The organism is Bacillota bacterium (assembly GCA_012518215.1).
Taxonomy (GTDB): domain Bacteria; phylum Bacillota; class Dethiobacteria; order DTU022; family PWGO01; genus JAAYSV01.
Genome location: JAAYSV010000039.1, coordinates 37,705 through 55,951, shown reverse-complemented (window position 1 = coordinate 55,951; position 18,247 = coordinate 37,705). Strand labels below are relative to the sequence as shown.

The following is an 18,247-nucleotide window of genomic DNA, read 5'->3' as shown; positions in this document are numbered from 1 at the left end:
TTGTCTTGGCCCATCCTAATGTCACCTCCGTTGCTCTGTTTTATTTAGCAACTTCAGTGTAACTGATGTTGGCTGTGGATGGGCTATTATTTTAACCCCCCGGGCAATTCATTTTACAATTTCCCTTATCTGTATCATCAACAGGATTGCAGGAAACAACGGAAGCTGTAAGCATGGAAAATAACGATTATCATTCATTTGAAGCAGCCAGAAGTATTCTATCAATAGCAGGCTACGACTCTCCAGACAGGGAAGTTATGCAGATAATTGAAAATGTGTTCCACAGGTGGTATGAATATGACCTTGATGGAGGGGAACGTTTAATATTCCTGGAGGAACCCTGCAGGAAGATTCTTGACAAAAAGGAAATCCAGGAATTGTACAATAAATCGAGACAATGGGTGAACGGTACAGAATATTATGAGATGTATATGACGATGAAGAAGTCAAATCAATATGAGCTTGTTGAAAAACAAATTCCAAGCCCTGAAAAACATATTTTACCCGTGGAATTCAAACCAAAATACGGTGATTCCGCCACATCGATATCGAACGTTGGCCATGAAAAAATATCAACGGCAGAAAGCATCACCCCCGCCACCAACCCGATCGAGACTTCGAATGTAATAGGTACAGATGATAGACTCCGCATCGAAGAAACCACAGAATATCCCTTAAACACAGTTGGATATATAGAATCTACGTATATGGAAGGGGGCCTGTATTACCGTGGAACCGCTTTTTTGGTTTCTCCATATATCGCCCTTACCTGTGCGCATAATGTTTATGATTTTTATTACGAATGGGCCGATATGGTTTATTTTTATCCGGGGCAGTATCAATCGTACGAAGGGGGCGATATTTACTGGCCTTATGGATATAAAAGCACAACATATTTTGAAATATGTGCTGATTATGTTGACTATGCTGGTTATACAATTGGTGACTTTTCCGACTATGGTGCATTGTTCTTCGGGGAACCTTTCACGGGGATCGATACTTTTGTACCTGTTGTCTTCAATTGTAAACCCGAGTGGGTTGTTGTTGTCGGTTATCCAGAAGTTGTTCGAAATGAAATAAACAGTTATGCGATGTGGTGTTCTGCCGATTATACAGTGACAATAACTGATTATGCTGACTATGCGGTGTGTTTTTTGGCAGACATTACACCTGGCACCAGCGGGGGCCCTGTCCTGGCAAATGATGAAGTATCCGATACCCCAGTAGTAGTAAGTATCGCTGCTGGCAGCATATACGACCAATGGGGTTCACCATTATATAACATGGGTCCGGCATTCGATGATTATAACCGCGATCTCATTATGGGATGGATCAATTGGGATCCATATGTCTTGCATGGCGACCCGAACGGTGATGGCGATATAACCGTTCAAGATGCGATCATGGTTTTACGCTCCGTTGTAGGATTGGTAAAACTGAATGAAGATCAAACCCTTGCAGCGGATGTGGACGGGAGTGGCTCTGTTGATGTGAATGACGCTATCCTGATATTGCGTTATATTGTGGGCTTGATAGGATATTTTCCCGTGAGATACTGAGACACAAGGTAATCGTAAAACATTCGCAAGAGTTTGCCCCGGTAGCAAACAGCTACCGGGGCTTTTTTTACATGTGTATTTTCCACGCAGAAAAAAGCGTTTTAAAATTGCAGGGCGCGGTGCCGGCCGGAGGAAAGGCCAAAGTTCAGTCGTACCGGGTGATACGCGGTTTGATGTCGAGGCGTTCCAACATCTGGACGAAATCCGATCGGGTGATCCTGTCCGGGGGTTTCTCCATCAGTGCCACCAGGATAGCCTCGATCACGTTAACCCCGAAGGATCGGCCTTCTATCTCAGGGGTGGTGGTCATGAGGACGCTGACACCCCTGCGCCCCAATTCCTCGACTTCCTTTGAAGTTACCGTATTGGTGACAATGATCTTCCCTTCCATGCGCGGGGGAAGGTGCTGGTAGATGTAGTGAAAATCGCCGGCGACGATGTCAGCGCCATGATAATATTTCTGGAATTTCAGCCCCTGGTTTTTCTTCCCTTCCTCCCGGTTTTCATTCTGCTGCCGGCCGGTCGGATATATCCAGCTGAATGGGAGCCTCGTCAATATGGGCATCAACACCGGTACCAGAAGGTAGATCGAGCTCAATGAATGTAACGGAATATTCATACCGGTGGTGAACATCAGATCGCCATACACCGTCTTGCACCCCAGTTCTTCGAAGGCACGCCCCATACCGATGCGGTCTATAACGCAAACGACGAATACATTTCTGCCGGACAGGGGCAGATGATCGGTCCCGGCGGCATACTTTATCGCATCGTACTCCAGGGTGCTCTTGAGAATGGTGCCATCCACCAACGGGGTCTTCCGGGCAGCAGTGGAGATGTTCCGGGCATCACGAAAAACATATCGTCGGCCCACCCCGGCCATGTAGAGGTCGATACCGCCCATCCCGAATGCGTCCACCTGGCCATCCAACTTCCCGATCAACTCTATCGCTTTGTGAATATCGCCATCTGTCCCGATTCTCTCTACAAGGATGTCCTTACCGAGCAGATTGATCCTGGCCGAATGGTTGCGTGCCGATGAACCTATACTTACACTGACGACATGTTTCAATTACCGACTCTCCTGACCTGTCCTTTTATTCTTGATTACATCTTCCCCTGAGTTTTCATAGCCTGGAGCAACAATTATTCCACAATAAGTAAAACCATTCTGCCCCACAGGTAATTCCTTCTTGCGCAACCAGATCAGTAGTCCCGGAAAAGTTTTTCGGTCTTCATCCTCCATCGTTCAAAGTTGCGCGGGTCCCAGATCGGCGGATAGTTTTTGTAATGGTCATAAATTTTTGTACTGGCTGCCACCGTTTTATTCATTTTGAGAAGGACAGACGGCCTGAATATTCCATGCAGCAAGGATCTGGCCCTGGTGTCCAATCCGGGCGGGTTGAATTTCCCGTTGACGGCGTCTTCCAACATCTCGCGATTCATGATGTCTTTGCGAAAAAGAAAATTCAGGTTGTCATGACCAAGATCCTGCAGGGCTGTCCTCAGAGCTGAAAGAGCTGCAAAGGAAGCACCCCGATCATGGTCAAGATAGAATTTCTTGTTGATTTCCCACAACTTCCCGAGATCATGCCTTCCTTCCCGCGCCGCAGAAGCAATAACTTCCGCAGCCCAGAGTCCCACCAGCATGGCCGAGCCCGCTCCACAGCCCGTTGTCGGTACCGAGGTGGAGGCGGCATCACCGATAACCAGAAACCCATTGGTGGCAAAATTCAACAGCGGACGGCCAACGATGCATAGCCTCCGGCCCCCTCTTACCATTTCGGGCCTGATAGAGGCATGCCTGGCAATAAAGTCCTCGATCAGATCCTTGGGGTCCGGATTGGCGGGATCGTGTCTGACTCCCGCTCCCACATCGATCCTTTCCTCGTTATGAATATGGGACCATTGATATCCGGTATGAAAACCGTAACGGTAGTGGTCAGCAATTATGTCTGTTTTGGCCAGTTCCGGGTCACGCACCCGGACCTCGCGGTTGACAAAACCAAAAGCAGAATCTTTGAATTCGTCGGCCAGGCCGGTGTATGGCGGTAACGATCGGCGCAGGACGGATTTGTAACCGGAGGATTCGACCACGATGTCCGCTTCCATCTCCCGGATATCACCGGTTGTCAGATCCCTGTATTTTAGCCCGTAAACGTCAACGCCGTCCGGGCCATTGGTGCCGCTTTCACGGTAAAGCAACCGGAGAACTTCGCATCCATACTTGATCTCTGCCCCGGCATCCACGGCCTGCTGAACCAGCATCTTTCCCAGTGCCTGCCGGTCGGTGGTGATCATCCGGAATTCGATTTCCTTCACACTGGAATAATCGGGGCTGAATAGCTTCAAGCGCGGTATGGCATGCGGTTCAAAAAGCCCTTCTTCCGATCCATGCTCCTTTACCAGGGCCCCTTGCCAACGATTACCGACCAGAACGGGCATTTCTATTCCAATCGCCTCGAGTGCTACCCTCTCCACGGCATCCGACCAGTCGTGGCCCAACTGCTCGAATTCTCCTTTTTCATAGATCGTAACATCGATACCCTCTTCCGCCAGTTTCCGGGCGAGAACAGCCCCGCCGGGCCCGGCTCCGGCAATCGCAACCTTGTATCCCATTTTCTTTCCCTCCGTCATATTTCTTTCTTGTCAGCGGTACCGGTTTTCCAGGAAGGTTTGAACGGCTTGGCCCTCTCCTCCACCCCGATGGCCCAGGAAAGGCCATTCTGATAGGGGGTGCTTCCCCAGAAATACTGAAATAGCCTGGTTCCCCAGGTACAAAACAGGGGGTAGGAAAGCACATAAAAAATGCCTATCAGTACCGGAACAGAACCGACATGGCCGCCGCCGATAAACCAGGGTTTCATTCCCGTTATATTGGACAGAAGCACATTCAGCCAGAAGAGAAAAGTGAACAGGCACATGTAGAAAAGATAAAATTCATTCTTTTCATAACCTCTCTTGGAAAAATACCAGCCCAGTAGATAACCGAGAACGATAATGATTGGCACATCATACAAGAAAAGTTTCATAGCAATCCCCTCTCCTTGCAGTATCCGATAAATTCATACAAACCTTTGCGAGGATCCTGGTAGATAAACTTGAAACCCAGGTTTTTGATCTTTTCATTGGAAAACCAGTATTGATGGGTCATGTATTCGATCATGGGTACGTCCACCTTGGGACGTTTGTTCTTTTTTCGGGCATTCCTGTCCATGGCCAGAACGAGCTTGCGCAACACCGCCGCAAGTGCCTTGTAGATGGGCCATGGCATGGGAAGCTTGATGATATGGTCAATGCCGATCTGCCTGCATACCAGTTCCATCAACTCGGCCTGCGAGATGGGATCACTGAGCAAATTGTAAGCCTCCCCGCAGGATTCGTCACGTTCAGCAACAAACAGGGCTGCCCTGACCAGATCGCGTACCTCAACCGAGGGAAACATCAGGGTACGGCTTACGGGATAGATAACAGGGACAATCATGACTCCCAGCCGGGCCACGCCGTAAAGGATATGAAAAACACCGTACCGGTGCCTGGGCCCATAGATAGGCCCCGGCCGCAGGATGGTAAGGTCTATTTTTTTTCCCTCGTGCAGATCCCAGAGTAAATTTTCCTGGGCCAACTTTGATTTGGAATAAAGGTTGGTCGGATTCTTCGGGAAATCTTCATCTACCGGCTCCCCGGGGGTCTCGCCATAAACACCCTCCGTGGACCAGTGGATTATCCTTCTGACTCCCTTTTCCACCGCCACCTCGACCAGATTCCTGGTTCCCTCCACGTTGATCTTGTAGAGCACATCCCAGAGGGCAAAATAATCGTAGAGAGAGGCGATATTGAAGATAACATCGATCCGATGTTCAAACAGGGGATACAACGTTTCTTTCCTGGTCAGATCAGCGGGTATAAACTCCATGTCATACTCTCCGATGGCATCTTTCTGGTAGCTCGGATGCAAAACCCCATTTTCGCAGTAATAATTGCCATGATCTTCCCTGTCGAGATCCGTGGCAATCACATCCCACCCCTGTTGTATCAAATGGGAAACCATGTGAGTGCCCACAAAACCGCAGGCGCCGGTTACCAATGCTGTCCTGGCCATCATTTCCCCCCTCCTAATCTATATAACTCCGAAGCCGATACCATGTCTGTTCAACGTTGCGGAACGGTAAAGATGTAAGGCAATCGTTTCATCTCCTCCCTGTAATCCGTGACAGCTGCCTTGCTTCTCTCCACATCATACCGTGCCCGCTCAAAAAAGGACAGTTGGATCATCCCCAGTTTCTTTTTGATCAGGGGCAGATAATCCTCATTTATTTCGTAACCAATTGAATGCCTCTGCAAATTCCTGGCAGCCAGAGAAGTGGTCCCGCTGCCCAGAAAGGGATCAAGAACTGTTTCACCCTTGAAACTGAACATCTTGATCAGGCGGCGCGGAAGTTCTTCCGGAAACATGGCCAGATGTGTATCCTGCCGCTCTCCGGGGAATTTCCAGTGTCCCGCAAAATAAGTGTTCCATTCCTCGTTGGTCATGCGAGATTGTTCTTTTATTTCTTTATCAACCGCCGGGGGTTCCCCCAGTTTTTTGAAGATAAGAATAAATTCGTAATCGAGTTTGAGTACACCGTTGCGCGGGTACGGGTAGGACCCCATTACCGTGGCCCCACCCGTGGTGTGGCAGGTGGTAACTTTCTGCCAGATGATCGCCCCCATGTAATCGAGGCCAATCGTCTCGCAAAATTTTATGATCTCTGTCCTGATGGGAATAACCTTGTATCTGCCATAATGAATGGCCCGGGCGTACTGGTCGCCTATATTGATGCAGAAGCGGCACCCCGGATGTAATACCCGATAACACTCATGCCACGCAAGGTTGAGGTTGTTGATATATTCCTCGTAAAGGTCGTTGAAGCCGATCTGGTTATCGTCTCCATAATCCTTTATCTGCCAGTAAGGAGGGGAGGTAACTATCAGATGTACGGATTCGTCCGCAACCTCGCTCATTTTCCTTGCATCCCCGATAAGCACCCTGTGAATTGTCTCCATGCACTCCAAGGATTATCTCCCCCAAAAAACTCCTGTTTTCGTCCCCATCCATCAATTAATTTAATATTAAGGCATTTTTTATCAAACGTCAATTTATGCCAGGAGGGTGAATCGGCATGGCTTTACCGAAAATTGCTTGCACCCGGGGCCCCGGTGCTATTTCTGATCCAATATCACGGGGTATAATTTGGTTGGTGCGAGTCAAGGGCTTTGCTCCTGCAGCTTCATGGGTCAAGGAGAGGCAACACCACCCTGATCCCCGTGAAGGAGAAATATCTTCTTCTGTCCAAATATATTCTGGAGGACAGTCGCCACCCCGACTTGTGATCCGGGGGGACAACTGAATAGAGCTCGGGAAAGGAGAAAGCGTTTTCCGTCTACAGGGGACAGGTGTAACGCTGGTCTAACAATGAAAGGTAAAATTATTGTAGCCGGTGCCGGAGGGGGCGGCCTGGTAGCTGCCCGGATATTGGGCCAACATGGATACGAGGTCAAAGTTTTTGAAAAGAACAGGCAGGGAGAAGTCAGTTACGACTGGCACGATGATGTGACGCCGCATGTCTTTACCAGGTTGAATATCCCCCTGCCGGAACCGGAATATTATTTCAAAAAAAGGGATTGGTCGTTTATCACCCCCGACGGCAAGAATATCATCCGGATTTACCAGGATGCAGAAAAAATAGATCTGTCCATGGAGCGCCGCCCCCTGATCGAATTGCTTCTGGCCCGGGCGGCGGAGCATGCAGAGATCTATCATGAAGCCGTGGTCGAAGATCTGATTGTCGAGGACAACCGGGTCAGGGGCATGATCGTGAATGGAGAGAAGGTCTTCGCCGACCTGGTTATCGACAGTTCCGGGCTCAACTCCATATTGAGGGAACGGCTCCCGGGAAGTTACCGCATCCAGCGCCACCCCCGGAAAGAAGAAGTCATATATGCCTACCGGGCCTTTTACAACCGCCGCCCCGGCTCCAGGGAGCCGGAACATACCAACAAAGCATATCTCAAACATCTGGGCGAAGAGGGTATCTCCTGGTGTATCTTTGACCCATCGGGCCAGGTCAACGTTCTTGTGGGCCGGATCGGGCAACTGGACGATCAGACCCTGCAACGGGGGTTGAAAGCACTGCGGGAAGACAACGAGATAATCGGCGACCGGATCTTGCGCGGTGGCTATTCGACAGCCATACCCATCCGCTATCCCCTTTCACGCATGGTGGGCCCCGGCTATGTTGCAGTGGGCGACAGCGCTTTCATGACCATCCCCATGTTGGGCTCGGGCATAGCCACTTCCATGATAGCAGGGCACATTCTGGCTGAAGTGATTACTGCGGCTGTTCAAAGCCCTCTATCCGTGGAAAACCTGTGGCATTACCAGGTGCGGGTCATGACCGATTTCGGGGCCGAAAATACCGGGGTGGATGTTCTGAAAAGGTGGCTGCTGTCCGCCGACAACGAAGGGCTCAGCTATCTGATGGGCCACAACGTGGTCGATGCAGACGATATGAAAAAAACTGCCGTCGGAGAGCTGGTCGATCTCTCCCTTCCCGACATGCTGCGCAAACTGGCCGTGGGCTACCGGAAGATGGGTCTGTTGCTGCAGCTCAACCAGGTGCTGTCAAAAGCAAGGAAGGCGAGAAAGATGGCCCTGAACATCCCCCCGACATACAACGAGGTCAAAATAGACACCTGGCAGGAAAACTTTGACAGGATGTTGAATTCATGAGTAACATGATTGATATGCACGCATAAAATCAAAGGAGGTAATCGATGGATATCTACGAGCAATTGAGAGAAATTCTGGATTCTCATCCGGCTACCGCGCCAAAGTCCAAATATCTTGATGAAATCTTGAGGATATTTTTTACACCGCAGGAAGCGGCCGTGGCCGTGGCCATGAGCTACAAGGCAAAACATGTGGAGGAAATTGCACGGAAAGCGGGACTTCCCGGGGAGGAGACGTTGAAACGTCTGGAAGCAATGGCCGGTAAGGGAATTATTATCACCAAGAAAAGGGAAGGGCAGAAACTCTACGGCCTGTTACCGCTGATTCCGGGGATATTCGAGTTTCCCTTCATGAAGGGCGGCGGCCAACCGGTACACAAACGCCTGGGTGAACTATGGGAAAAATACCACCGGGAAGCACTTGGTGTCTCCTTTGCCGGAAATCCCACACCCCTGATGAGGGTGGTTGCCGTTGAAAGATCAATCACGCCGCTGAATCGGGTCCATCCCTATGAAGAGGTCAAACACCTCATCGAGAACGCCTCTTCCATCGCACTGGCCAGATGCGCCTGCAGGGTCAGTATCGGCGCCTGCGACAGGCCGAAGGAAGTCTGCCTGATTTTCGGCAGCGCCACGGATTTTCTTGTCGAGGGCGGATTTGCCCGCCATATCAGCAAGGATGAAGCTCTGAAGGTACTGGATATTGCGGAAGAAGCGGGCCTGGTACATACAAGCAACAACAGTGCGGATCGGGCAAATCTCATCTGCAATTGTTGCCCCTGCTGCTGCACCGTTCTGCGCGGAAAAACCCAGCTGAACCATCCACATGCTTTCGAGCCCAGCCGCTTCGAGGCCGTGGTTGATGCCGATGAATGCACGGGCTGTTCAACCTGTGCCGATGAGCGCTGCCCGATGAAAGCGATAAAGATGGTGGATCAGATAGCGGTGGTTGATACGGCAGAATGCATCGGCTGCGGCCTCTGTGTTACCACCTGCCCCACCGGTGCCATTGTCCTGGCGGAAAGGGAGCAGGCGCCTTCAACCCCGGATACGTTGGGTGAAATGGCCACGGCCGTGCTGCAGGAAAAAGGCAGGCTGGAAGCTTTTCTGAAAATAATGCAGGGTTGATTCACCGCAAATACCGGATGCCGCGGGGCACTCCGCCGCCGTCATGCAAAAAACATGCAAAAAAAATTGGAATGATGAAAGGGGCGCGTCGCATTGCACGAACTGCCGATAACGAAGAGTATCCTGGACATCGCCCTGCAACACGCTGCCCTGAACAGGGCCAGCAAGGTGCTTTCCATTCACCTGCAGATCGGCAAGCTCAGCGATCTGGAAGATGCATGGCTGCAGCGTTACTTTGATTATTTGAGCAAAGGCACGGTTGCCGAGGGAGCAAAGCTGAAGATAGAAAGAATGCCGATCATGGTGATGTGCAGTAGTTGTAACCTGTCCTACGAGGCCCATGCGGAAAATATAGGAAACCTGGCCTGTCCAGCTTGCGGGGCAACGAGCGCCACGCTTGTTTCCGGTGGGGAATATTTCATCAAAACAATGGAGGTACAGTGATGGCCAAAGTCAGGCTCATCGAAATCAGGAAGGAAATTCTCGGTGACAATGCCCGGCTGGCCGGAACGACCCGGGAACAACTGCAAAAAAAGGGAACGATGCTCCTGAACCTGATGTCTTCACCGGGTTCGGGCAAGACCAGCCTGATCATGCGGACAATAGAAGGGTTGAAGGGCAACGTCAATCTCGGCGTGATCGAAGCAGATATCGACTCGACCGTTGATGCCGAAAAAGTTTCTGCCACGGGCATTCCCGCTGTCCAGCTCAGAACAGGCGGTTTCTGTCATCTGGATGCCATCATGGTCAATCAGGGGCTCGAAGCCCTGGGCGAAAATAAACTGGATCTGATCATCATCGAAAATGTCGGCAACCTGGTCTGCCCGGCAGAATTTGACACCGGCGCACATAGAAATGTGATGATCTTGAGCGTTCCCGAGGGAGATGACAAGCCGCTCAAATACCCCCTCATGTTTTCTGTCTGTGATCTTCTTCTAGTCAATAAAATGGATTATCTTTCACTGAGTGATTTTGACCCGGGCACCCTGCGCAAGAGAGTTTTGAATCTGAATCCCCGCATGGCCATACTGGAGATTTCCTGCAAAACGGGAGAGGGCATCGGGGCATGGATTGACTGGCTGAACGGGGAGATTGCCTCCCTCAAGAATGAACCGTAATCTTTCTCCGCCCGTTTCTACATTGATACCCCCTGGTGGGGCTTCGGGATATGGCGGAGTATCTGGCTCCTCCATTTATGATGAAAGAAGGCTTTCAATAGATGTAAAGTTATGATATGTTGCCTCACCGGTAGCTTCATTCAATCCCTCGAATTTCTTTTCAAACAAATGGAAACCGGAAGTAGCTTTCTAATCATCCGGATCGTTGTATTTTTCATCGATCCGCTTCTGCCTCTTCCTGTTCAACAGATAAATCAACCCGAAAACGAAAAATGAAGCAAGCGTACTGCAAGCAAAGGTGATCGAGGCAACAAGGGCAATACAGGAGGCACCACCCATTTTTTCCAGCCCATGATTTATTGTGTTGAGCACCGTAACGCTTGCCGCCAAAGCCATGCCGCAGAAGAGACTGTTGATTACAACTATCTTCCAGCCGTTACTGTCAGGGAAGATATCATTGCCGACAAGAACGTTTCCCGTCACCACATAGATGGACGCCGCCAACAAAAGAATCGCTTCCACCGCGTACTGGGAAAAAGGTGCATGTAAAACAAACTGCTGGACTATCACAGATGCCAGCAGAGCATAGAACAATATTCCGAAAGCGCCACTGGCCACCTTTCTTCTCTGCAATACCATTCTTTCATCTTGAATATTTCCTTTTTTCATCATCATTCCTCCCAGAACAAATCATCAAGTGTTTTGCCCAACGCCTTGCAGATGGCAATACACAGGTTGAGGGTTGGATTGTAATCACCGGCCTCGATCAAACCGATTGTCTGCCTCGTCACCCCCACTGCCTTCGCCAGATCTTCCTGTTTCATGTCATGTTCCATACGCGCTATTCTCATCCGTTTGTTTTTCATGGCCACCTCCCTATATTGATGTAACATATATATTGCATTTTGTCAACTATATATTGCACCCTGTTTCAAAAATCTTGCGTTGAAGGGACACCTGGCCTGCCCCGCCACGATTGCCTATGATTACCTGTTTTAATATTGTCCGTAATATACAGACTATTGATCAGGAAGTGGATTCTGAAGTGTTGACTGCAACGATGATCCCATGGAAACATACCAGCGGGGCAGGGCGCTTCGGAACAATCCACTTCATTGAATTCCCGCCCGGTTCCCGCCGGGCGGGTTTTTCTTTTACAGCATTTGCAGCATGTGACCGTTTTTCTCATATCCATCCGCTAGCTTCAAATTCTTTCGTGGCTCGGGTAAGATGATAATTGAACAAATTCTTTACATCAGGAAGATGGGGTAATGATTTTAAATATCAGCAATCTTCACAAGTCATATGGATCCAAGAAGGTTCTTGCGGGGGTCTCATTTCGTATCGGGGCCGGTGAGAAGATCGGGCTCGTGGGTGCCAACGGCTCCGGGAAAACCACTTTCCTCAGGATCATCGTGGGAGAGGAAAAAGCAGATGAGGGACAGGTCGCCCTTGCCCGGGGCCTGACTTGTGGCTATCTGAGCCAGAAACCGGAACCTCTGCCCGGCACATCCCTGGAGGATTTTCTGAAGGAATCCAGACAGGATCTTTTTGCATTGAAGGAGAAACTGGCAAAAATAGAAAACAAAATGGCCCGGCCCGAAATCAGGGACGACAGAGCTGCCCTGCACTCCCTGATGGATAAATACAGTGAACTGTCCTGCCGTCTCGAATTCATGGACGGTTACGATTTTGAAAGAATACTCCTTGGCGTTATTCATGGCCTGGGCTTTACCGAGAAAGAACTATTGCAGGAAATGTCCACTCTGAGCGGCGGAGAAAAAACCCGGGCGCAGTTGGCTTCCCTTCTCCTGCGGGATCATGACCTGCTCATCCTGGACGAACCCACCAATAACCTGGACCCGGAAGCCACTGCCTGGCTTGAAAATTATCTGCATGCCTGGCGCGGGGCGCTTTTGATCGTCTCCCACGACCGCTATTTCCTTGATCGCTTCGTCCACAAAATTTCCATTCTGGAAAATTCAGTGATCAGAACTTACAGGGGAAATTACTCTTCCTTCTCCAAACAGAGAGAGATGGAAAGAATTGCTGCAGAGAGGGCATACAGGAAACAGCAACAAATTATCAAAAAGGACCTGGATTTTATCCGCAACGCATCGACAGATGAAATCAAGAGGGCACGGAGCCGGAAGAAAATGGTGGACAGACTAACATTGGTGGAAAAAACGCAAGACAGCCTAAAAATGAAACCCCGATTCCAATTTACCGGGAGAGGCAGCAATATTGTCCTGGCCTTTGATGAAGTCAGCAAATCTTTCCACGACATGAATCTTTTTGGAAATATTTCTTTCAAGATCAGACGGGGAGAGCGGGTCGCCGTCATGGGCCCCAACGGATCGGGCAAAACCACTCTCCTGCGCATGGTCACCGGTGAGATGCTTCCCGACAGCGGCTCGATCAGGAGGGGGCCGGGGGTCAAGATGATCTATTTCGATCAGGAACATGAACAGCTTGATCACGATGCCACCGTCCTTGAAAATGTCATGGATGTCTCGGCAATGTCGGAGTCGGAGGCGCGCAGCTATCTGGCCTCTTATCTCTTCCGGGGAGATGATGTCTTCAAGACCGCCCGGGATTTGAGCGGCGGTGAAAAAAGCCGCCTGGCCCTGGCCAGGATCGCGGTCTCCGATAGCAATTTCCTGGTCATGGATGAGCCCACCAATTATCTGGATATCGGTGGAATTGAACAACTGGAAAAATCGCTTTCCGCCTATCCGGGAACAATCATGCTGGTTTCTCATGATCGCTATTTCATCTCCCGCCTGGCAACGGCTGTACTGGCAATCGAGGATGTTCAAGCAAATCTATATCCATATTCTTTCCAGGCCTATCTGGAGATGAAAGAACGGGCCGGTGATAAAATTGGCCCGGAAACCGACGGCAAGAAAGAAGCCCGGCAGCAGAGGCTCCGGGAAAGGGAAATAAAGAAGAGACGCAGGGAGGAGATGCTGGCCCTCAGGAGACACAAACGTGAAATGGAGGCGATCGTCGCCAACCTGGAAGAGGAAATCAGTTATGCCGAGAAAACAAAAAAGATGTTGGAATTGAAGCTGGCCCGGCCAGGAACCTACGATGATTTCCAGAAAGCAAGGGGCCTTGCAGAACAGCTGGAACAGACCCGAAAAAAAATCAAGGATCTCTATGCACGATGGGAGAAAGCCGCCACCAGACTTGAGATGCTTCCTCCCGAGGAACCGGATCCCTGAACCCCGGGGCAGGCGCTTTTACCCGATCTATCAGATCAAGGTAACGGGTAAAACCTCCATGCTCTCTTTCTCTACCTTCAGCCGGAGGAGAGTTACCGGCAACCCGAATCTTCGGGGACCGGCACTGCCGGGGTTCAGATACAGGGCTCCATCCTTCCACTCCTCCGACAAACGATGGGTATGCCCGCTGACGACCACATCGAATTCAGCCCTGGCAGGATCGATCTCCAGTTTCTTGAGGTCATGGAGGATGTAAAATGTCCGGTGCCCACATTCCGCCACCTGTGTCAAAGGGTAGTCGTCAGCCCAGAAACCCCGGTCCATGTTGCCCCGGACTGCAACCACGGGGGCAATCTTCTCGAGTGTCCGTATCACTTCCGGTGTACCTATATCACCGGCATGGAGGATGAGATCGCTGCCTTGTAACGCTTCGATCGCCTCCTCACGAAGGAGCCCGTGCGTGTCGGATATGATACCGATTATCTTGCTCATGGCCTTTTTGAAACCTTTCCTTTCAACTGCATCGGCCCGTACCGGGCCCCCGGCCGCCTATCCGGCATCAGAATATTTTTCAACAATGGCCTGCATCCGTTTCATGTTGTTTTCCATATCACTCACCAGTTTGAACTGGGTACGGGCACGATCAAGGTTTTGATCTTTCCGTTGTGTCTTGAAATACAGATCCCCCTCGATATAATCGGTCAGAAAGCGGATGCCGCATTCTAGAGTGATCAACCTGGCCGAGAAAGGCAGGTACTCGATCTCCAGGGGAGTCAAAAAATGGGCAGTCTCCTGCAAATATCCCCGGCAGAATTGTTCGTACAGCACCATATCCATCTTCACCCTGGAAAGATCCGGTTCATCCTCGGCGGCGGTACTGGAACCATAGCGTATAGCATCACCAAAATCGTACAGGGACAGTCCGGGCATCACCGTATCCAGATCAACCAGACAGATGCCCTCGCCCGTCTCGTCATCGATCAATACATTGTTGAACTTGGTATCATTGTGGATGACCCGCAAGGGGAGTTTGCCTTCGGCAAGCAGATCAACAAGCACTTTCGTGTCGGCAGCCCTTTTTTTCACAAAATCAATCTCGGCAACTACAAGATCGGCACGGCCTGCACTGTTCTTTTCCACCGCCTGAAAAAGAACATTCAAGCGCCCGGGGGTATCATGAAAACCGGGGATGGTTTCATGAAGGGTCCCGGCAGGAAAATCATCAAGGAGCATCTGGAATCTGCCCACAGCCCTGCCCGCATGGTAAAACTGCAAGGGGTCTTCCACCTTCTGGTACGATCGCGCCCCTTCAACAAAATCATAGGCACGCCAGCAGTCCCCCGTTCCTGTCCTGTGGTAGCTGTTGCCGCCCCGCGTGGGAATAACATTCATGGTTTCACGGGCCGGATCACCCCCGTTTTCCACGATCCTTTTCTGCAGGTGACGGGTAACCCTGACGATATTATCCATCAGCAGGCCGGGATCCTTGAATACATTCCGGTTTATCCGTTGCAGGATATAACGTCTTTTCTGGCCGCCTGCCCCGACAAAAACAACGACATAGGTATCATTGATATGACCGGATGCAAGCTGGTCGGCCCCCGCGTATCCGCCCTCGAATTTGAAGTGTTTCACGATCTCTGCAATGTGCATCTTTTTCCCTTTCCCCGACAGGAATATTTCTGTAATAATTGCTACCCCGTATTTTTACTATATATTATCATTCCGGCCACGCTTCTGCCACATTTTTGCCCTCCGGGAATTTGACAATCAAAAGGCGGAGTGGACAATGCCACCCCGCCTGCCATTGACAATACGTGTCATGGCCCCGATCAACAATCGAAATATAGGCCGCCGCGATCATCCAGACACATCGTGATCACCCCGTCGGGCTTGATTTCCCCGGCCACTATCTTGCGCGACAGAGGAGTCTCCACTTCCTGCTGAATGAGCCGCTTCAGGGGACGGGCCCCGTAAGTGGGGTCATATCCCTTTTCAGCAAGATAATCAACTACCTCCTGTTTCCATTTCAGGCACAGGGAGGTGCTCTCCAGAAGTCTGTCTCGAAGTCGTTCCAGCAAAAGAAGAGTGATTCCGGTGATCTGATCAGGTTTGAGCACATGGAAAACAATAATTTCATCGACCCTGTTGAGAAACTCGGGCCGGAAATACTGCCTCAACATTCCCAGCACAATTTCTTTCATCCGGTCATATTCGCCTTCTTTTTCCTGATAAGACAATATCTCCTGGCTGCCGATATTGGAAGTCATGATGATGATCGTATTGCGGAAATCGACCGTACGCCCCCTGCCATCGGTAAGACGCCCGTCATCCAGTATCTGCAACAGGACGTTGAATACCTCGGGATGCGCTTTTTCGATCTCGTCGAAAAGAATCACGCTGTAAGGCCTCCTGCGCACCGCTTCGGTCAGCTGACCGCCTTCATCGTATCCGACGTAACCCGGGGGGGCTCCTATCAGGCGCGCCACTGCATGTTTTTCCATGTACTCGGACATGTCAAGGCGAACCATGCTGCGCTCATCTCCAAACAGGGCCTCCGCCAGTGATCTGCTGAGTTCTGTTTTCCCCACCCCCGTGGGGCCCAGGAAAATGAAACTGCCCACCGGCCGATTGGGGTCTTTGATCCCGCTACGAGCCCTGATGACCGCATCGGCAACAGCACTCACGGCTTCCTCCTGGCCGATTACCCGCCGATGCAAAATTTCTTCCAGCCGTATCAATCTTTCGCGTTCACCTTCCAGAATGCTGCTTACCTGTATGCCTGTCCATCGGCTGACAACCCTGGCGATGTCTTCCTCGCTAACCTCTTCGTTCAGGAACATCTCCTGTTCATGTTTGTTTGCCAGCCGCTCCTCTTCTTCTTTCAGGGAACGTTCCAGTTCATTGAGACGGCCATATTTCAGTTCAGCCGCCCGGTTGAGATCATATTCTCTTTCCGCCTTTTCCGCTGCCATGCGTACTTCCTCGATCTCTTTCTTGATTTCCTGCACCTTGGAGATCGATTTTTTCTCTTCTTCCCATTGCTTTTTCATGGCCTCCGCTTCCAGGCGCAATTTCTTCAACTCTTTCTGAAGCCTATCCAGGCTCTCCCTGGATGAAGGGTCCTTTTCTTTTTTTAGAGCAGCTTCCTCGATTTCAAGTTGCATCACCCGGCGAGTTATCTCATCCAGAACCGCAGGCATGCTGTCGATCTGTATGCGCAGGTGTGCTGCCGCTTCGTCCATAAGGTCGATAGCCTTGTCAGGAAGGAATCGATCGGTGATATAACGGTCGGAAAGAACCGCCGCGGCAATGAGAGCTGCATCCTGGATGCGTACCCCGTGGTGTACCTCATATCGTTCCTTCAGGCCACGCAGTATCGAAACCGTGTCTTCAACCGAGGGAGGCTCGATCAGCACCGGTTGAAATCGCCGTTCCAATGCCGCATCTTTCTCGATATGTTTCCTGTATTCATCTATGGTCGTGGCCCCGACCGCTTTCAATTCCCCGCGGGCCAGCATCGGTTTCAACAGATTGCTGGCATCCATGGCCCCTTCCCCGGTGGCACCGGCTCCGACCACGGTATGCAATTCATCGATGAAAAGAATCACATTACCCGCCGCCTCCTGGACTTCTTTCAGCACCGCCTTGAGCCGCTCTTCAAATTCACCGCGATATTTGGCCCCTGCCAGCAGTGCCCCGAGGTCAAGGGCAATGACCTTCTTGCCTTTCAAACCTTCCGGTACGTCCCCGGCCACGATACGCCGGGCCAACCCTTCAACCACGGCAGTTTTGCCCACGCCCGGTTCCCCGATCAGCACCGGATTGTTCTTGGTGCGCCGGGACAATATTTCCATGATCCGGCGGGCCTCATCATCCCGCCCGATGACTGGATCCAGTTTCCCTTCCGCCGCCAGGGCAATCAGGTCACGGCCATAGCGAGTCAAGGCCTCGTAGGTTGCTTCCGGTTGGTCGGAAGTAACTCGTTGGGAACCACGTACCGATTTCAAAGCATTGAGCATGGAGTTCCGGCCAACACCCTGCTGTGACAGAAGTGACTTCAGGTCATCTTCACCGACCTCTATCATTGCCAGCAACAGATGTTCCGCGCTTATATATTCATCCATGAGCTGTTTCGTTTCCTGCTCCGCCCTGTATAAAACACGAGTCAGGTTGGGGCTCATCTGCAACGCGCCCTGGTAGCCGGACACACGGGGAATTTTCCCCAGCAATTTTTCCAATCCCTGTTCAAGTTGCTGTTGATCAACGCCGATTTCCTGGAAAAGCCGGACAGTCATCCCCTTCTCCTGTGCCAGCAATGCTGAAAGAAGATGTAAAGGGTTCAGGACCTGATGCCCCCGCTCAAGAGCTTCACGCTGGGCCATCTCCATGGCTTCCCTTGATTTCTGTGTAAAAAGATTGATATCCACTTTTCGATCACCTG

At 50.9% G+C, this 18,247-nt stretch carries 16 protein-coding genes; 6 read left to right on the top strand and 10 right to left on the bottom strand.

Going from position 1 to position 18,247, the window contains the following annotated elements:
- Window positions 1-173 precede the first annotated feature (173 nt).
- Entirely contained in the window at window positions 174-1,559 is a 1,386-nt protein-coding gene (locus tag GX364_05985) for a hypothetical protein (protein ID NLI70392.1), read from the top strand.
- A gap of 145 nt (window positions 1,560-1,704) precedes the next feature.
- Here the strand turns inward: GX364_05985 and GX364_05980 are convergent, their stop codons facing one another.
- The 5 genes from GX364_05980 to GX364_05960 form a co-directional block, all read right to left on the bottom strand.
- The gene (locus GX364_05980; protein ID NLI70391.1) at window positions 1,705-2,631 is read right to left on the bottom strand and encodes a quinate 5-dehydrogenase; all 927 of its coding nucleotides are present in this window, start codon (window positions 2,629-2,631) and stop codon (window positions 1,705-1,707) included.
- A 134-nt stretch (window positions 2,632-2,765) separates the two neighbouring features.
- Window positions 2,766-4,178 carry an NAD(P)/FAD-dependent oxidoreductase gene (locus GX364_05975; protein NLI70390.1) on the bottom strand — a complete coding sequence of 471 codons (1,413 nt, stop codon included), beginning with the start codon at window positions 4,176-4,178 and terminating at the stop codon, window positions 2,766-2,768.
- A 14-nt stretch (window positions 4,179-4,192) separates the two neighbouring features.
- The gene (locus GX364_05970) at window positions 4,193-4,591 is read right to left on the bottom strand and encodes a hypothetical protein (protein NLI70389.1); all 399 of its coding nucleotides are present in this window, start codon (window positions 4,589-4,591) and stop codon (window positions 4,193-4,195) included.
- The gene (locus GX364_05965; protein ID NLI70388.1) at window positions 4,588-5,664 is read right to left on the bottom strand and encodes an NAD(P)-dependent oxidoreductase; all 1,077 of its coding nucleotides are present in this window, start codon (window positions 5,662-5,664) and stop codon (window positions 4,588-4,590) included. Before GX364_05965 ends, GX364_05970 begins: the two co-directional genes overlap by 4 nt.
- 47 nt (window positions 5,665-5,711) lie before the next feature.
- Window positions 5,712-6,605, bottom strand: a complete 894-nt coding sequence (locus GX364_05960) for a site-specific DNA-methyltransferase (protein NLI70387.1) — start codon at window positions 6,603-6,605, stop codon at window positions 5,712-5,714.
- 409 nt (window positions 6,606-7,014) lie between these two features.
- On the opposite strand from GX364_05960, the gene GX364_05955 reads away from it, so the two are divergent.
- The 4 genes from GX364_05955 (at window position 7,015) to hypB (ending at window position 10,576) form a co-directional block, all read left to right on the top strand.
- The gene (locus GX364_05955) at window positions 7,015-8,331 is read left to right on the top strand and encodes an NAD(P)/FAD-dependent oxidoreductase (protein ID NLI70386.1); all 1,317 of its coding nucleotides are present in this window, start codon (window positions 7,015-7,017) and stop codon (window positions 8,329-8,331) included.
- Window positions 8,332-8,375: 44 nt separating this feature from the next.
- Window positions 8,376-9,458: a 4Fe-4S binding protein gene (locus tag GX364_05950; GenBank protein NLI70385.1), complete on the top strand. Its 1,083-nt coding sequence runs from the start codon at window positions 8,376-8,378 to the stop codon at window positions 9,456-9,458.
- Between the two features lie 93 nt (window positions 9,459-9,551).
- Window positions 9,552-9,902, top strand: coding sequence for a hydrogenase maturation nickel metallochaperone HypA (locus GX364_05945; GenBank protein NLI70384.1), 351 nt, complete (start codon window positions 9,552-9,554; stop codon window positions 9,900-9,902).
- Window positions 9,902-10,576 carry a hydrogenase nickel incorporation protein HypB gene (gene hypB, locus GX364_05940; GenBank protein ID NLI70383.1) on the top strand — a complete coding sequence of 225 codons (675 nt, stop codon included), beginning with the start codon at window positions 9,902-9,904 and terminating at the stop codon, window positions 10,574-10,576. Before GX364_05945 ends, hypB begins: the two co-directional genes overlap by 1 nt.
- Window positions 10,577-10,765: 189 nt before the next feature.
- Here hypB and GX364_05935 read toward each other — a convergent pair whose 3' ends face one another.
- Together GX364_05935 and GX364_05930 are read right to left on the bottom strand one after the other, a co-directional pair.
- A complete protein-coding gene (locus tag GX364_05935) occupies window positions 10,766-11,251 on the bottom strand; it encodes a hypothetical protein (GenBank protein NLI70382.1) in 486 nt (161 codons plus the stop codon).
- Window positions 11,248-11,442, bottom strand: coding sequence for a helix-turn-helix transcriptional regulator (locus tag GX364_05930; protein NLI70381.1), 195 nt, complete (start codon window positions 11,440-11,442; stop codon window positions 11,248-11,250). The genes GX364_05935 and GX364_05930 overlap by 4 nt, the downstream gene beginning before the upstream one ends.
- Window positions 11,443-11,847: 405 nt before the next feature.
- Between GX364_05930 and GX364_05925 the strand changes: the two genes are divergently transcribed.
- Window positions 11,848-13,803 (top strand): ABC-F family ATP-binding cassette domain-containing protein, encoded by a 1,956-nt coding sequence (locus GX364_05925; GenBank protein NLI70380.1) that lies wholly within the window; start codon window positions 11,848-11,850, stop codon window positions 13,801-13,803.
- A 30-nt stretch (window positions 13,804-13,833) separates the two neighbouring features.
- Here the strand turns inward: GX364_05925 and GX364_05920 are convergent, their stop codons facing one another.
- The 3 genes from GX364_05920 to clpB form a co-directional block, all read right to left on the bottom strand.
- Window positions 13,834-14,295: a metallophosphoesterase family protein gene (locus tag GX364_05920; GenBank protein ID NLI70379.1), complete on the bottom strand. Its 462-nt coding sequence runs from the start codon at window positions 14,293-14,295 to the stop codon at window positions 13,834-13,836.
- A gap of 57 nt (window positions 14,296-14,352) precedes the next feature.
- Window positions 14,353-15,456, bottom strand: coding sequence for an aminoglycoside phosphotransferase family protein (locus GX364_05915; protein ID NLI70378.1), 1,104 nt, complete (start codon window positions 15,454-15,456; stop codon window positions 14,353-14,355).
- A 179-nt stretch (window positions 15,457-15,635) separates the two neighbouring features.
- A complete protein-coding gene (gene clpB / locus GX364_05910) occupies window positions 15,636-18,233 on the bottom strand; it encodes an ATP-dependent chaperone ClpB (GenBank protein ID NLI70377.1) in 2,598 nt (865 codons plus the stop codon).
- Between the last annotated feature and the right edge of the window lie 14 nt (window positions 18,234-18,247).

Excerpts from the sequence above, each read along its gene's own strand:
- GX364_05975 (NLI70390.1), bottom strand. The coding sequence starts at position 4,178 with ATGGGATACAAGGTTGCGATTGCCGGAGCCGGGCCCGGCGGGGCTGTT.
- GX364_05985 (NLI70392.1), top strand. The coding sequence starts at position 174 with ATGGAAAATAACGATTATCATTCATTTGAAGCAGCCAGAAGTATTCTA.
- hypB (NLI70383.1), top strand. The coding sequence starts at position 9,902 with ATGGCCAAAGTCAGGCTCATCGAAATCAGGAAGGAAATTCTCGGTGAC.
- GX364_05915 (NLI70378.1), bottom strand. The coding sequence starts at position 15,456 with ATGCACATTGCAGAGATCGTGAAACACTTCAAATTCGAGGGCGGATAC.
- GX364_05950 (NLI70385.1), top strand. The coding sequence starts at position 8,376 with ATGGATATCTACGAGCAATTGAGAGAAATTCTGGATTCTCATCCGGCT.
- GX364_05960 (NLI70387.1), bottom strand. The coding sequence starts at position 6,605 with ATGGAGACAATTCACAGGGTGCTTATCGGGGATGCAAGGAAAATGAGC.
- GX364_05930 (NLI70381.1), bottom strand. The coding sequence starts at position 11,442 with ATGAAAAACAAACGGATGAGAATAGCGCGTATGGAACATGACATGAAA.
- GX364_05970 (NLI70389.1), bottom strand. The coding sequence starts at position 4,591 with ATGAAACTTTTCTTGTATGATGTGCCAATCATTATCGTTCTCGGTTAT.
- GX364_05965 (NLI70388.1), bottom strand. The coding sequence starts at position 5,664 with ATGATGGCCAGGACAGCATTGGTAACCGGCGCCTGCGGTTTTGTGGGC.
- GX364_05955 (NLI70386.1), top strand. The coding sequence starts at position 7,015 with ATGAAAGGTAAAATTATTGTAGCCGGTGCCGGAGGGGGCGGCCTGGTA.
- GX364_05920 (NLI70379.1), bottom strand. The coding sequence starts at position 14,295 with ATGAGCAAGATAATCGGTATCATATCCGACACGCACGGGCTCCTTCGT.
- GX364_05935 (NLI70382.1), bottom strand. The coding sequence starts at position 11,251 with ATGATGATGAAAAAAGGAAATATTCAAGATGAAAGAATGGTATTGCAG.
- GX364_05925 (NLI70380.1), top strand. The coding sequence starts at position 11,848 with ATGATTTTAAATATCAGCAATCTTCACAAGTCATATGGATCCAAGAAG.